Source organism: Marimonas arenosa (assembly GCF_030848945.1).
Lineage (GTDB): Bacteria > Pseudomonadota > Alphaproteobacteria > Rhodobacterales > Rhodobacteraceae > Marimonas > Marimonas arenosa.
This window is the reverse complement of sequence record NZ_JANHAX010000002.1, coordinates 134710-149637: the sequence shown is the minus strand read 5'-3', so window position 1 is coordinate 149637 and position 14928 is coordinate 134710. Positions and strand designations below refer to the sequence as shown.

The window sequence follows — 14928 nt, the reverse complement described above, 5'->3', positions numbered from 1 at the left end:
CATCAATCGGGAAATTTGTAGTTGCTATGGCAGCACGATTATGGTCTATTTCAGGTTTTTCTTCGAAATTTTTCCGGTTACGGTTTTTTCAAGCTCTTCGACGAACTCCACATGTTTCGGGACCATGAAATTTTCTAGTTTCTCTGCGCAAGCCTTTTTAACTTGAAGAGCCGAAATTTCGGCATCACATTCCAGAACTAGGAAACATTTAGTGGCTTCTCCAAGGACTTCATCATCTACACCAACAACGGCTGCCTCCTTGATTCCGTCAATCGAAAGCAGAACGTTTTCTATCTCTGTCGGGCTTACTTTCTCACCTCCAGATTTTATGATATCATCATTTCGGCCATGAAAATACAGAAACCCTTCATCATCCATTTTAAACAAATCCTGAGTGCAGAGCACACGCTCTCCTGGCAGGTCGCCCTTCAATAGAACTTTTTCTGTTTCTTCTGGAAGATTCCAATATCCCAACATTATGTGTGGTCCTCTTACATAGAGTGTTCCCGAATGCCCTGGACCAAGCCTTTTGCCTTGCTCATCCGCAATGAAAACTTCTGTTCCGGGTATGGCTTTGCCCACCGAATTTGGTTTCTCATCGACCAATTCAGGCTCAAGAAAACAAACTCGTTTGCACTCGGTTTGACCATACATCTTATAGATTAGTGCATTTGGAAAGATTTCCTTTAGTTCAGATACGAACTGATGCGGAAGTGCTGCTGCGGTGTTCGTTACGCGAGTCACACTGGGAAACTCTAAGCGCTGCCGCTTGTGTGAAGACAACAGCAACGAGAACAAGGACGGGACGCCAGGAAAAACCGAAACTTTCGCCTCCCGGATTCGATTGTAAATAGCAGATGGAAAAGCAAACGATCGCTCTAGAACCAACGTTGCTCCGAGTTGCACGCACATGAATAGATGATAAAGCCCATAGTCAAACGATAGGGGGAGTACAACAAGCATCCTGTCAGTTTCCCTCAATCGGAGGTACTCAATCAAGCTGCCCAAAGCGAAAAGCATTGTTGAGTGTGTATGCATCACGCCTTTTGGCCGTCCGGTACTGCCCGAGGTATAAATCAATGCGGCAAGGTCGTTAGGTATGATTTGGGGCAAATCCAAATCTGGTTCGGTCGGTTTAAGAAGCTCAGAGAATGGACGGACGCGGGGATCCGGCACGTCGTCGCCAGACGATACGACGACCTGTAATGGCGGAACTTCGTCTGCCGCATTTTTAAAATTCTGGTACAGATGGCTGCTCGCAAGAAGAGCCGATGCGTTGCAATCATTCAGTATATAATGAAGTTTATCCCTTTTTGTCTGCGGGTTGACTAGAACAAAGACTCCTCCAATGGCTAGGACTGCATAAACGCTTGCGACGCATTCGTAGGTGTTGTCCATGTAAATTACGCAACGACTCCCCCGTTGGATGCCTTTAAGCATGAGGTATTCGGCAATGTTCAGGACATCCCGCTTCAGCTGCGCGTAAGGGTATGGCTGGCCCTCTGCAAGTATTGCAGTTTTTTCGGGGAATTTGTCCGCGGAACGAAGCAGGCCTTCATGCATTAACCGTTGAGTTCTGTTAGTATTCATTCGACCTTCCCAACGCATGTCTTGGAGTACATTGGATGCGATTGCCGTGCAGGCCCGACTGCCAAATCTCTGTTTAGCATAGGACTGCGTTTCCTATTGTTTATTCGATACGAAAAGCGCCTTAGCTGACACCTGCGCCACGAAACACGCGCACAGCGAGGTCTGCCCGGTTCGTATTGCCAGCGCTTGGAGCCTTTCTAGATGACACTACTCCACGGCCAGTAATCCGGTTTGCGCCTTGGGCGTGGACAGTTTTTGGCCAACAAATCGAACGATAGCCGGCACAGAATCCAAATTCTCGGGCAGCAATTCATCGTCCTCGATAGAAATCGTGTACTCTTCTTCTAAAAACATGATGACTTCTAGCACACCCGTCGAGTCAATAATGCCGGTCTCCATCAGTGAGTCATTATCATCCACCATTTCAGCTTCGTCGCCAAAAAGGAAATTTTCGATGATAAATTCCCGTACTTCATTTCTCATTGTGAACCTCTTCCCAGTGGTGTTCTTTTGTTCAGCTTCATGCTTGTTTCTTAAGTAAGTTTTTGGTTTTCCCGCGATTCCCCACGTCCGTCGCGATGTACCGGGAAAGAACTACTTCCCCTACCGTCATCTCGGTACAATTCGACCGCACCATCAGTTTTGGCCTTCCAGAATAGGTTCAATAGTAAGACTTGAACTGTGAAGGTACTGTGTTGCGCGCCGTTTCTGTATGATATCTTTGTATACACGTTCAAGCTGCTCGATTGTCAAACCGGCGGTGTTGGCGACCTCATCCTTCGGAAAGTTATTGTTCAGACCTAAAAGGCAAATGTCCATTTTATCATACGTCAACGAAAAGTAGAATTCATCCTGCTCTTGGGGCATCGAATATGTGTCCGTTGTGGGTGCCCTGTTCAAGATTTCATCTGGTACTTCCAAATACGAAGCCAAGGAATAGACTTGCGTTTTGTACAAATGAGCAATGGGCTTGATATCGGCACTGCCATCTCCAAGTTTGACAAAAAACCCTTGATCGAACTCCAGACGATTTGGCGTGCCTACAACCGCATAGTGAAGCCTATCAGCGTGATAGTATTCAAAGCACTTTCGTGTTCGCTGTTTGAAGTTTGTTGCAGCAACGATCTGGAGATATTCCTCCTTTGGTAGGCGTTTTCTAACTATTTTGCCTTCAGCAGACTGGGCCACGATGAAAAAGACTCGAAGGCTTTCCTTTTCAATCACACTAGGTAAGACAACTTTGAATTTCCAACCTTTATCGAACTCGGAAATTACGCGCTTCACAGCGTCTTCCTGCAAGTCATACGTTCTGAACCCCTCCAGCGCGGCCGTGATGTCCTCGTGGATGGTTCGGACGCCGAAATGGTCTGCTACCGCTCTGCTCAGTTTCAGAGTGTCTTCCGACGAGTCCCGTTCCGGCATCAACAGGCCCACAACTCGCTGAGCACCAAAGGCCCGTACACACAATCCCAAGGTCACGCTTGAATCTATTCCGCCACTAACACCGACAACGACACCGTGCCGTTTCAACCGTTTGCCAACTGTTTCCTTCAAGAACGTAGCGATGCGGTCTGCTTCTGCCTCACAGTCCAAGGATATGGCGGAAGTGATTTTTTCCTTGAAGTCCAGCATTCCCTTATCACTAAACATATTCATCACCCTTTGTCTCACGTCGTTCACTTCGTCTGTCAATGTGACGAGTAACTTTGACAGGCTTGGGGCGCAGACCTCTGCCAAGGACAAATTGTTCTTGGATAAGTGCCAAGGATAACATTGCCACAATCCTCATGTTGTCAGTATTGCTCATCTTTTTTGAGCTGAACTTTTCGCCTTTTTCAAATAGCTTTTTCACTTTCCGAGAGTCGATCAGTTCAATCGTATCAAGTACATCTCGGCTCAGGTAGTCGATCCAGTCCTGGGCAGAAGGTGAAAAAAACACATTTGCTTCGGGCGCCCGATAGGGTTGTTTAGGTCTTGAAATGACTCGCGTAGGAATCCTGCCAGAAAAGGCCCTTTTCAGAATATGCTTCTCTCTTAGGCCCCACAGTTTGTAGGCAGGGTTCATTTTGCAGGCAAACTCAATGACATTGATATCTAGAAACGGAAATCTCCCTTCGACACCGTTTCCCATCAGCATGCGATCTCCCTGCGCAGACAAAAGGTACCCGTTTAGCAAGGTCTTGATCTCGATCCACTGTGCCATCTCAAGAGGGTGCCAGGTTTCAAAATTGTGTGGAAGGTCGTCCAGCACGCACTTCTCAGGACTGGTGTCTGGATCGTGCAAGAACTGCGTGATGGCGCGGCTGGTATCCCATCGCGGTCTGTGCGAGAATCCCGGGTCTGCAAGATCGATGTTCTTGGAGAAGAATGACTGCCCGAACGCGGGTATGTTGGCAGGGTTTCGTTCCATCCAAGGGTAGAGTTTTTCAACCAGATGCTTGCGAACCTTCGAGGTCGGGTTTCGAGCAATGAACCTTCGTACTTTTGCTTCGCGGAACAGGTCGTATCCCCCCAGCATCTCATCAGCTCCCTCTCCGGTAACCACCACCTTTTTGTCGTTGTTTCGAACCTCCCTCGACAACAGGTACATAGGCACTGGCGCGGTGCGAAGAATTGGGCGTTCCGCGTGGAACACAGCCTCTGGAAAAGTTTTGGCAATATCCTCGGCCGAAACCGCAATTTCATGGTGGGTTGTTCCAAGGTCGCTTGACACTAAGCTCTGGTACTCTCCTTCGTCAAACTCTGGATCGGAAAACCGCAGCGAATACGTGTCGACGGGCGCGCATGATAGCTGCTTCACCAGACTAGCGGTAATCGCTGAATCGATACCACCGGAGAGATAAGCGCCGACTGGAACATCCGCACGTGTAAAGCGCAGCTGAGTTGCTCGGGTCAACTGGGCTTCGAGTTCTTCCATCGCCGGACCAAACTCCAACCGCCGGTCACCGGGTTCACTAACGCCGAACTCTAATCTCCAGTATGCTTCCTTCCTGATAGTATCTGAACTGATCAAGACGCAATGACCCGGAGGCACTTCATGGACTTCGGAGTACACGGTCTGAGGGGCGTAAGACCCCCACAATGTGAACACTTGACACAAACCTGTCTTCGAAAGTGCGCGTGACACATTGGCGTTGGCGAAGATCGCCTTAACTTCCGATGCGAAAAGGAGATTGCCGTTGTTCTGGACGTAGAAGAGCGGACAAATCCCTATTGGATCGCGGCTAAGTACCAATCGGTTTTCCCAAGAGTCCCAAATCGCAGCGGCCCATTGGCCGTTGAACTTCTGAAAGCAGCGAGGGCCCCATTCGGAGAACGCATTCACAACCACTTCGGTATCACTTTTCGTGTGAAACGTGTGGCCAAGGGCAATCAACTCATCTCTGAGTTCCAGATAGTTGTAGACTTCGCCATTATAGGAGATCCAATACCGTGCCCGGCTGCAGGAAATGGGTTGATCGCCTGTCTCAAGGTCGATCACTGACAGACGTGCATGTCCAAGGGTGATCTGGTCGTCGCGATAGACACCGGACGCATCTGGACCACGATGTTGTATCATGCCCAGCATGTCAGTTATCGCGTGGTCTGGCAGCTGCGCGCCAGGATGACTAACAAATATACCGCAGATCCCACACACGTCAGTTTGTTAACCGTAAATTCCCCATCGCAACATGCTAATTTGGAAGTGGCTTGGCTTCAAAGCGGTTTCTGAGCTTTCATCGAGGGCACCCCCCAAAAAAAACGTTCAAGCTCCAGTTCACGTGTGCCTTTGTGGCCATTTTTTGAACAATTCAGGCTGCCGCTTGCTATCGTCTTCATTTCAGGAAAAGTGCTCTTCCGTGACCGGTCTTACCACTGACTCGTTTCTTTCGCGGATAGTGTCATGTCGGAATGCCTTGGCTTGAGACGGGTCACAGGGTGACCTGCTCCCCTGAAATGTCCTAGACTTGAGGTTAGCCTTTTCTCCGAACGAGGAGTAAGACGATTAAGAGGGTGCTGTCAGACGAATTCGAACTCATCTCTGCCGGGGCGATAGATCTGTCCCTTATGCCGCACAGAAACCGCGCCGCTTGGCCTAGGCGGCGGTTCGGTTCCGCTTGAAGTGATCCCGTGGGACGAGGCTACGATCCTGGTTGAAGTGGTTTAAGACGAAAGAGTGGGCGGCGACGAATTTCTGAAGACTTCGCATGCCGCGGAAGCGCTGCATCGCGCGCGCTCGTCGTCGGAATGGAAGGTGCGAGCGTCCGGGATCAGCGCCTTTGGGACTGGTTGAGGGGTTTTCGGAACGGAGATTTTCTGGCTCATCTGAACCGCCAAAGATTGAAGATCAGAAAAAATCCGGACCACAGACCTCTACGGCCGAGCGCGTCCAGAACGCGGAATAACTGTGTTCCAATGCGCGGTAAGTCCCACTCTGCCGTCATTCTCTTTTCCGAATTGCTGCAGCGTGCCTCAAAGGTCCGCTCTGGTGAAGCAGCGCTGCGGCGATCAATCAGGTCGTCAACGGCGGGTCTGGCCCGATACTTCAAATTTACGAGCCGCCGGTACCCAAATTCCGAGAGTTCCGCTGGTTCCTTTCTAAGTTAAATACCTGACTGTTTCGCCCGGCTGACGCCACCAGCCATTGTCCTGATTTCATTACATAATTCTTTCTGGATGTTCCCCTTCACTGGACAAGACAAATGTCGCTCATGCTTAATGCAGGAGCAGAGGTCATTGCCTTTTAACGTCTGCGCCTATTGCCCACGCCGAAGACCACGAAGATTCAGCACATCTACTTCCTCGGCGAGACCGGCACCGGCAAGTCAACGCTGCTAAACCACATGATGCGAAAGGATCTCGGGTAGGGCCACGGCTTCTGCTTGCTCGATCCCTATGGCGATCCGGCAGAGCAGATCGCGGGGTCTTGCCCGGAGACGGCGCTGATCTGGAACCTCGCCGACCCGGACTGCCCCTACGACTGCAACCCTTTGACCCAGATGTCCGCCAAGTCCCGGCAATTGATCGCCTCGGGCCTGATCGACACGCTGAAAAAGCAGTGGGCCGATGCCCGCCGTACAAAACAGCCATTGTAACGTTGCGAATATCGTTGCGGCGAGATCGTCAAAAAACAAAAAAGGCCCCGTCAGGGGCCTTGTTTTAATGGTCGGAGTGAGAGGATTCGAACCTCCGGCCCCTGCCTCCCGAAGACAGTGCTCTACCAGGCTGAGCTACACTCCGACCGTGCCGATGCCGCTTACAGAATGCGCGCCGCTTTGGCAAGGGTCCGCGTGCCGCGGCGGCGCGCTTTTCTCTCACCCCGCGTCATGCGCCGTGCGACTGTCGGCCGGCGCCTCGGCGCGGTCCGTCATGCCGTAATCGCGCAGAACCCGCGCCACCCGAAGGCGATAGTCGCGGAACACGCCGCCGCGCCCGGCGCTTTGCGCCCCGCGATGCGCGCTTATGTTGCGCCAGGCCGCCAGGCTCTCGTCGTCGCGCCAGAACGATAACGACAACAGCTTGCCGGGGCTTGTCAGGCTCTCGAACCGCTCGACCGAAATGAACCCGTCATGGCCCTCCAGCTCGGTCCTGAGCGAGGCGGCAATGTCCAGATACTCCGCCTTGCGGCCCTCGGCCGGCCAGACTTCGAAAATCACCGCAATCATGTCGTCTCTCCCGTTTCGTCACCCTTCGTCCGCGCCTCCAGCCGGTCAAGCCCGGCTCGCAGCGCGTCGTACGTCCCGGCCGCTCCCAGATGTTCGCGCAGTTCCGCGTTCAACCCGCCCGGGGTGTTCAGCGCATCGAGCATTGCCGCAAGCACGCCGTCCTGATCGATCGGCTCCGCCAGCAGCCCGCCGCCAACCAGAAGCCGCAGGAACCGCTCGGCGCCGGCCGCGTCGCCCGTCCGCTCAGCGGCCCAGGCCGCCCCTTCGGCCAGCAGCTTCACCACCGGCGACAGCAGCGCCTGCACCGCCATATAGGCCGCCAGGTCATCCTCCGAGGTCAGCGCGATCACCTGGTTGCCGGCCCCGAACACCGCCTCGGCCAGGTCCGAGCGCGGACAGCACAGCACCGGCGAGCCACCCCGCGCAATCGCCGGGAAGGGGATGACGATCGCCTCGGCCCGCGCCGGCGCCACCATCGCCTGAACGTCAGCCAGCGACACCCCCGCCATAAAGGAAAACACCACCTGGTCGGCGCGGAAATTCAGCGCCCCCAGAACCTCGGCAGCGGCATCCGCCATCAGGCCGAGACAAATCACCTCGGCCGCGTCCACCACACCCTGATTCCCAGCCGCTCGCAGGTTGTCGAACCGCGCCGCCAGCCGGGCCGAGACATCCTGCGACCGCTCGGACACCCAAATCGCGTGCCCGTCCGCGACGATGCCTTCGATCACAGCCGCCGCAATCGTGCCGGTGCCGATAAACCCGATCTTCATCAGATGTCCTTCACCAGTCGCAGCGCATCATAGATCGCGGCGTGGATATTGCGGGCGCTGACCGCGTCGCCGATCCGGTAGAGCATGAACGCGCCCTCGGGGTTGCGGTCAACTGCCTGTGGCCGCCCCGCAATCAGCGCCTCGTAATCGACCGCGCCCAGGTTCCGGCTCAGCGGTTTCAGGTCGAAATACAGCGCATCCATCGGCAAGGTGCCATAGTTCACCACCACCTGGTCGACCTCCCGCTCGCTGACGTGATCGGAATAGTCCGTCCCGATCCGCGCGATCAGCCGGTTGCCGTCACGCCGCACGCCGAAAAGCCGGCGCGCCACCGTGAACGTCACCTCCTGCTGCTGCAACTCCGCCAGGTAAGGCGACAGGTTCATTCCCATGACCTCGGGTGCAACGCCACGGTCCGGCCCCATCACCTCCACCCGCGCCCCGGCCGCCGCCGCCACCTGGGCCGCCATCAGCCCCGGATGATCACCGCTCTCGTCATAGATCAGCACGTCCCGGCCCGGCGCCACGTCGCCCGCGATCAGGTCCCAGGCGGTGACCGCCAGCTCCTGCTCCCGGCGCTGCTCCAGCAGCACCCGGTTGGGCAGGCCGCCGGTGGCCACGATCACCACGTCCGGGTCGAGCGCGGTCACATCCTCGGCCTCGGCCCAGCTGTTGAACCGGAACGCGACGTCGCGCGCCGCGCATTGCGTCATGCGCCAGTCGATGATCCCGATCATCTCGCGCCGACGCGCGTCCCGCGCCAGAAGCCGCACCTGCCCGCCGGGGTCCGGCTGCGCCTCGAAGACCGTCACCTCATGGCCGCGCTCCGCCGCCACCCGCGCCGCCTCCAGGCCCCCGGGCCCGGCCCCCACGACCACAATGCGTTTCGGCTCAGGCGCCGGCCCGACCACATGCGGCATCTCCAGCTCGCGCCCGGTGGCGGGGTTGTGGATACACAGCGCCCCGCCGGCCTCGTAGATCCGGTCGAGGCAATAGGTCGCCCCGACGCAGGGCCGGATATCGTCCTCGCGCCCGGCCATGACTTTCTCGACGATCAGCGGATCGGCCATATGCGCCCGCGTCATCCCCACCATGTCGAGAAGCCCGGCGCTGACCGCGTGCCGCGCCGTGGCCACGTCCGGGATCCGCGCGGCATGGAAGGTGGGCAGGCCGATCTCGGCCCGCACCCGGCCGGCGAAATCCAGGTGCGGCGCACTTTTCATCCCCTGCAGCGGGATCACCTGGGTCAGCGCCGGGTCGGAATGAATCCGTCCGCGAATGACATTGAGGAAATCGACCATGCCGCTGTCGCGGAAGCGCCGCGCGATCTCCAGCCCTTCCTCCGCCGTGGTGCCCCCCGCCACGGTCTCATCCGCCGTGTAGCGCAGCCCGACCAGGAAGTCCGGCCCCACCCGCTTGCGGATCGCCTCGACCACCTCCATCGAAAACCGGATCCGGCTTTCGATGCTGCCCAGCCCGTACGCGCCTTCGATCCGGTTGGTCAGCGGGCTCCAGAACTGTTCCAGCAGATGACCGTAGGCCTCCAGTTCGATCCCGTCCATGCCGCCGGCCTGCATCCGCTCGGCGGCATCGGCGAAATCGCTGATCACCCGGGCGATGTCCCAGTCCTCCATCACCTTGGGAAAGGCCCGGTGCGCCGGCTCCTTGTGCGGCCCCGGCGCCAGTGACGGCAACCAGTCCCCCTTGTTCCAGCCGGTGCGCCGGCCCAGGTGGGTCAGCTGGATCATCGCCGCGCAGCCATGCGCGTGCAACGCGTCGGTCAGGCGCTGCACCCAGGGCACCACCTCGTCCTTCCAGACCAGAAGGTTATTGAACGCCGGCGGGCTGTCGCGGCTGACACTGGCCGACCCGGCGGTCATCGCCATCGCCACCCCTGCCCTGGCGCGCGCCTCGTGATAGGCGATGTAGCGCTCCGTCGGCAGGCCATCCTCGGCATAGGCGGGCTCATGCGCCGTCGTCATGATCCGGTTCCTGAGAGTCAGATGCTTCAGCCTGTAGGGCTGCAACAACGGATCTTGCGACATGAGCTTTCTCCCTTCCGGTCCACTGCCATCCTGTCACACAATGTCGTGGCGTCCAGCCTCTTTCCCGGACCCGTCCCTTCCTCTTTCCGAAAATATCCCCGCCGGAGGCATCCGCCGCGCGCCACAAACGATATCGGACGAACCCGCGCGCCGCGCCCCCCGGCACGACGGGGCGGGCGGGTGGGCGGCGTGCCGGGGGGCGCACGCCGCGTTAACCTCGCCCCTTGCCAAATCCTTGCCCCACCGTACGCCAGACAGGGGGCCAGACAGCCTGCCAGCCAGGTTGCCAGACAGCCGGTTTTCATCGTGCGGGGGCGTTAATCTTTGCACCGTCGATCTTGCCCGGGCGCGGCGGCTGCAACATGATCGACGCGCCCGGGAACGCCGCTCGACCCGGCGATTCGAACAGCGACGCTCTCGGTCAGACCGCCCAGTTCCGCACCACTTTGCACCCGGCGAAATTCAGCGAGCGTCGCTCAGGTCGTTACCTCGAACGGCCTGATGCCGCCAACCGGGGCCTGCGCCCGGATCATCGTCGACCCGTCGCACAACCGTCCTGGCAGAACACCTCCGCCTGAGCCGCGAAAAACCGTTCGCTCATCCCAGTTCCTGCAATCTTTTCCGTGCCGTAACCGGCCCATCCCCCTGCGCCTCAATCCGCGCGATTGCCTCCTCCAGCCCCTCGTAAGCCACCGCCATGTGGTGCGCATTGGCATGCAGGATGGTCTCCGGGTCGACCACCCAGGCCACGTGCCCCGTCCAGAACAACAGGTCTCCCCGGTGCAGAGGGGCGGTCGTGGACAGCGGCGCGCCCAGCTCCGCCTCCTGCATGTCGCTGTCGCCCGGACAGGCAATGCCACAAGCCAGGCACCCCGCCTGCACCAACCCGGAACAGTCGATTCCTAGGGCGGAGTTACCACCCCAGAGATAGGGCGTACCAAGAAACAGCTCCGCCACACTCACCGGGTCAGAAAACAGATCGCCCACCGGAGCAAGATGGACGGTGGGCACATACTGGTGAAACGGCTTGCCGTGACCGGAAAGATCAATCTCGATCTCCGACCACCCGTCGCGTGCATCGACGACCCGCACCAAAGATCCGAAGACGAGGTCGACGGCGCGGCTTGTGTCCTTAAGTCCAGGGTTTTCCTTGCGATAACTCCGCACCGCGACGACGCGATGTGTGACATCCCGGCGGGGATGCAGGAAATGGCCTGCGACATAGCCACAATACCCGTCCCTATCCGCAAAACCGAAAGCCATTCCTTCATGTTCTTCGAGAACGGTGAAAATCTCGCCGGTGATCAGTTCCCGTTCGCGCGGCCCATTCGGAGCCGCGAGAATTGGAGCCCGGGTTTCGCCAATCTGCATTGCAACGCCGTCGACAAACCGCTCGGCCTTGACCTGCCCTTTCAGCGACACGTCGGCCACGCGCGCGTTGGCCGGAGTCCGCCGCCGATCCATCACAGGCCCAGCATCCCGGGCAGCGCCTCGAGTACCGCCCGCGCCCCCATACCGACCCCGCCCTTGGGCCGCCCCGGCGCCGCCGTGGGGTTCCAGCCGAAAATGTCGAAATGGGTGTACCGCGTCGTTTCCCCGGCGAACCGCCGCAGAAACAAGGCCGCCGTGATCGACCCGGCAAACCCGCCCTTCGGCGCGTTGTCGAGATCAGCGATCCCCGGCTCGATCATCTTCTCGTAAGGGGTCCAGAACGGCATCCGCCAGACAGGGTCGGCCACCCGAGCGGCGCCGTCTTCCAGCGCCGAAACCACCCCGGCATCATCGCTGAAATAAGGCGACAGGTCAGGTCCCACTGCCACCCGCGCAGCACCGGTCAGCGTCGCCATCGAGATCATCAGGTCCGGCTCCGCTTCAGCCCCCAGCGCCAGCGCGTCAGCCAGCACCAGCCGTCCCTCGGCGTCGGTGTTGTTGATCTCAACCGTCAGCCCCTTGCGGCTGGTCAGGATATCCCCGGGCCGGAAACTGTCACCGCTTACCGCGTTTTCCACCGCCGGGATCAGCACGCGCAGTTGCAGCGGCAGCTTCAACGCCATGATCATTCGCGCCAGCCCCATCACCGTGGCTGCACCGCCCATGTCCTTCTTCATCAATCCCATCGACGATCCAGGCTTCAGGTTCAACCCGCCGGTGTCGAAACACACCCCCTTACCCACCAGCGTCAGCTTCGGACCCGCCGCGCCCCAGGTCATGTCGATGAGCCGGGGCGCCTGCGCACTGGCCCGCCCAACCGCATGAATCATAGGGAAATTCTGCTCCAGAAGCCCTTCGCCCCGGATCGCGTTGATCTCTGCCCCGAACTGTCCCGCCAGATCGACGCAGGCCGCTTCGAGCGCCACCGGCCCCATGTCGCTCGCCGGTGTATTGATCAGGTCACGGGTCAGTTTTTCCCCCGCCGCGATCGCCTCGAGCCGCGCTGCATCGACACCCGCGGGGGCCACAAGCTGCGCCTTGTTCCCGTTGGCCTTGGCGTAGCGGTCAAAGGTGTATTCTCCCAGAAGCCAGCCCAGCGCCTCCTGCTCCAGTGCCGCGCCGTCAAGGTCGCCTTCCAGCCGGAAAACGCCTTCGGGCAGTTTGCCGGCAGCGCCGGCGAGGTGGAACCGGCCCCGCGCCCGCGCCTTGGCATCGCCATAGCCTGCCAGCGCCGCCACCGGCGCACCGTTCTCACCGGGAATGACCAGCGCCTGGCCCAGTTTGGCCTCGAACCCCGACCCGCGGACCCACCGGGCCACGCGTTCGGGCTGATCCTCAAGCCAGCTTTCAAGCGCTTCGGAGTCGAGCAGGGTGAGAGGCAAAGCGGCCGCATCGTTGGCGGCGAAGGTCATCGGCATGGGGGTCTCCGTTTGCAACCGTCGAAACCCAGCCTATCCCGATCCGCGCCGCCTGCAACCCCATGCGCGCGCCGGCGCAGTGCCGGTCAGATCGACAGATCCTGTAGCTCCCAGACTTCGGTCAGCGACCGCTCTCCGGTGCGGATCAGCCGCGCCAGAACGGCCGCCAGCGCAATCTCGTCGCGATGATCGAGACATCGGACCGCGTCGCCCGCCACCCGCGCCAGCATCTGCATGCCGATCTGCTCGGCGATCGCCACGATCATGCGGGCGGTCTTGCGCATTTCCCCGGCGCGGCCTTCGCGGTAGTGGCGCTCGACTTGCGCTAGCTTGACGGCCAGTTCCTCCATCGCCCGGCAGACGATATCTTCGGCACTGACATCGCCCAGCTGGCGATAGAGCGCTTCCAGTTTTTCCGCGTCCAGCCGAACCGCCTCATCCTGAGCCAGAATGGTCACTTCAGCCACGTTCTCACCCCTTCACATCTGCGCCCCCACGGCACGGTGCCCATCCTTCGCCGAATTATCTTCCCAAAAGGTTAGGCACACAGGGTGTTTTCTCTCGAATTCTCAGTGAATAGTGGCTATTCAGCCGGGAAAAACACGCGTCACGCTGACGGAGACAGTATGCAACACGCCAAGCCCCTGCCCTCCTACCTGGTCCAGCGCTATCACGGCTGGAAGGCCACCACCTACAAGGACAACCAGGCCTGGTATCATCGCCTGGCCGACGAGGGCCAGCGCCCCCGGGCGATGGTCATTTCCTGCTGCGACAGCCGCGTTCACGTCACCTCGATTTTCGGCGCCGATCAAGGCGAATTCTTCATTCACCGCAACATCGCCAACCTGGTGCCGCCCTACAAGCCCGACGGGCTGCAGCACGGCACCTCGGCGGCGGTAGAATATGCCGTCACTGCGCTCAAGGTCGCGCATATCCTTGTGCTGGGTCACTCCAACTGCGGCGGCGTGCAGGGCTGCCTCGACATGTGTTCCGGCCACGCCCCGGAACTCGAAGAAACGTCGAGCTTCGTCGGCCGCTGGATGGACATCCTGCGCCCCGGCTACGACCGGGTGAAAGAGCTTCCATCGGAAAGCCAGCGCGATGCGTTGGAAAAGCAGGCGGTGATCGTCAGCCTTGAGAACCTGATGACCTTCCCGTTCGTCGCCGAAGAAGTCGAGAAAGGCCGGCTGTCGCTTCACGGTCTGTGGAACGATATCGGCGAAGGCGGCGTCGAACATTTCCTTCCCGAAACGGGCGGGTTTCAGCCGATCTGAGCAGCCAGCCTTTCCGGCACCGGCCTCTCCCATGCTAGCTTCCAAGATGACGGTTGCGGTCCGTGGAGGGGCACCATGCGCATCAAGCGGTTTTTCAGACGTCTGGTCGGGTTGATCCTGTTGCTGATCGCCGCCGCCGTGGCGCTGGCCTATTTGCTGCCGCGCCAGGTCGATGTCAGCCGCGCGATCACCATCAATGCCACGCCCGACGAGGTGTTTCCCCTGGTCAACTCCCTCCGGGAAGCCGCGAAATGGTCACCCTGGTTGGCGCTCGATCCGGATGTGCGCCTGGCCTGGTCCGGCCCAGACAACGGCATCGGCAACCGGCTCGACTGGCGGTCGGATCATCCCAAGGTCGGTTCGGGCACCCAGATCATTACCGAGAGCGTGGCTGGCAAGCGGGTCACCACGGACCTCGATTTCGGACAGATGGGCGGCGCGCAGGCCGATTATACCCTCGAACCCGCCGGAACCGGCACCCTGATCACCTGGCACTTCACCACCGATCTGGGCATGAACCCGCTGCGTCGCTGGCTGGGCCTGATGATGGACCGCTGGGTGGGCACGGATTTCGAACGCGGCCTGGCCGACCTTAAACGGATGGCCGAGGCAAACTAGCGAAACCGCCACGCTCCGGATCGAAATCGTCCGGTTTTTCCCGTCAGCTGGTTTTCTCCCGTTCCGGCCTTCCTGAAGAGTAGGCAACACGCGCAACGGCGACGCTCGATCATGACCGAAAAGCTTTAGCTGGC

13 protein-coding genes, 1 tRNA gene and 1 pseudogene are annotated in these 14928 nt (G+C 59.0%); 3 read left to right on the top strand and 12 right to left on the bottom strand.

What is annotated here, in order from left to right:
* Positions 1 to 45: 45 nt before the first annotated feature.
* The 5 genes and pseudogenes from NO357_RS06980 to NO357_RS06960 form a co-directional block, all read right to left on the bottom strand.
* Positions 46 to 1563 carry a class I adenylate-forming enzyme family protein gene (locus tag NO357_RS06980; RefSeq protein ID WP_306734916.1) on the bottom strand — a complete coding sequence of 506 codons (1518 nt, stop codon included), beginning with the start codon at positions 1561 to 1563 and terminating at the stop codon, positions 46 to 48.
* A gap of 234 nt (positions 1564 to 1797) precedes the next feature.
* Positions 1798 to 2073, bottom strand: a complete 276-nt coding sequence (locus NO357_RS06975) for an acyl carrier protein (RefSeq protein WP_306734915.1) — start codon at positions 2071 to 2073, stop codon at positions 1798 to 1800.
* Positions 2074 to 2226: 153 nt separating this feature from the next.
* Positions 2227 to 3240: an NAD(+) synthase gene (gene nadE / locus NO357_RS06970; RefSeq protein WP_306734914.1), complete on the bottom strand. Its 1014-nt coding sequence runs from the start codon at positions 3238 to 3240 to the stop codon at positions 2227 to 2229.
* On the bottom strand, positions 3233 to 5227 hold the full coding sequence (asnB, locus tag NO357_RS06965; RefSeq protein ID WP_306734913.1) for an asparagine synthase (glutamine-hydrolyzing): 1995 nt from the start codon (positions 5225 to 5227) through the stop codon (positions 3233 to 3235). Before asnB ends, nadE begins: the two co-directional genes overlap by 8 nt.
* Positions 5228 to 5665: 438 nt before the next feature.
* A pseudogene (locus tag NO357_RS06960) lies at positions 5666 to 5830 on the bottom strand (IS6 family transposase); the annotation flags it as partial.
* 622 nt (positions 5831 to 6452) lie between these two features.
* Here NO357_RS06960 and NO357_RS06955 point away from each other — a divergent pair.
* Positions 6453 to 6665, top strand: a complete 213-nt coding sequence (locus NO357_RS06955; protein WP_306734912.1) for a hypothetical protein — start codon at positions 6453 to 6455, stop codon at positions 6663 to 6665.
* 68 nt (positions 6666 to 6733) lie between these two features.
* Here NO357_RS06955 and NO357_RS06950 read toward each other — a convergent pair.
* The 7 genes from NO357_RS06950 to NO357_RS06920 all read right to left on the bottom strand — a co-directional run bounded on the left by NO357_RS06950 (position 6734) and on the right by NO357_RS06920 (position 13369).
* Positions 6734 to 6810, bottom strand: a tRNA-Pro gene (locus tag NO357_RS06950).
* A gap of 74 nt (positions 6811 to 6884) precedes the next feature.
* The gene (locus tag NO357_RS06945) at positions 6885 to 7235 is read right to left on the bottom strand and encodes an antibiotic biosynthesis monooxygenase family protein (protein ID WP_306734911.1); all 351 of its coding nucleotides are present in this window, start codon (positions 7233 to 7235) and stop codon (positions 6885 to 6887) included.
* Positions 7232 to 8008: an NAD(P)-binding domain-containing protein gene (locus NO357_RS06940; RefSeq protein ID WP_306734910.1), complete on the bottom strand. Its 777-nt coding sequence runs from the start codon at positions 8006 to 8008 to the stop codon at positions 7232 to 7234. Before NO357_RS06940 ends, NO357_RS06945 begins: the two co-directional genes overlap by 4 nt.
* Positions 8008 to 10053: an NADH:flavin oxidoreductase gene (locus NO357_RS06935; protein ID WP_306734909.1), complete on the bottom strand. Its 2046-nt coding sequence runs from the start codon at positions 10051 to 10053 to the stop codon at positions 8008 to 8010. Before NO357_RS06935 ends, NO357_RS06940 begins: the two co-directional genes overlap by 1 nt.
* Positions 10054 to 10650: 597 nt before the next feature.
* A complete protein-coding gene (locus NO357_RS06930) occupies positions 10651 to 11517 on the bottom strand; it encodes a C40 family peptidase (RefSeq protein WP_306734908.1) in 867 nt (288 codons plus the stop codon).
* Positions 11517 to 12902 (bottom strand): leucyl aminopeptidase family protein, encoded by a 1386-nt coding sequence (locus NO357_RS06925; RefSeq protein ID WP_306734907.1) that lies wholly within the window; start codon positions 12900 to 12902, stop codon positions 11517 to 11519. Before NO357_RS06925 ends, NO357_RS06930 begins: the two co-directional genes overlap by 1 nt.
* Before the next feature lie 86 nt (positions 12903 to 12988).
* Positions 12989 to 13369, bottom strand: a complete 381-nt coding sequence (locus tag NO357_RS06920; RefSeq protein WP_306734906.1) for a hypothetical protein — start codon at positions 13367 to 13369, stop codon at positions 12989 to 12991.
* A gap of 159 nt (positions 13370 to 13528) precedes the next feature.
* Here NO357_RS06920 and NO357_RS06915 point away from each other — a divergent pair, with 159 nt between their 5' ends.
* Positions 13529 to 14176, top strand: a complete 648-nt coding sequence (locus tag NO357_RS06915) for a carbonic anhydrase (protein WP_306734905.1) — start codon at positions 13529 to 13531, stop codon at positions 14174 to 14176.
* 75 nt (positions 14177 to 14251) lie between these two features.
* Positions 14252 to 14794: an SRPBCC family protein gene (locus NO357_RS06910; RefSeq protein WP_306734904.1), complete on the top strand. Its 543-nt coding sequence runs from the start codon at positions 14252 to 14254 to the stop codon at positions 14792 to 14794.
* Positions 14795 to 14928 lie beyond the last annotated feature (134 nt).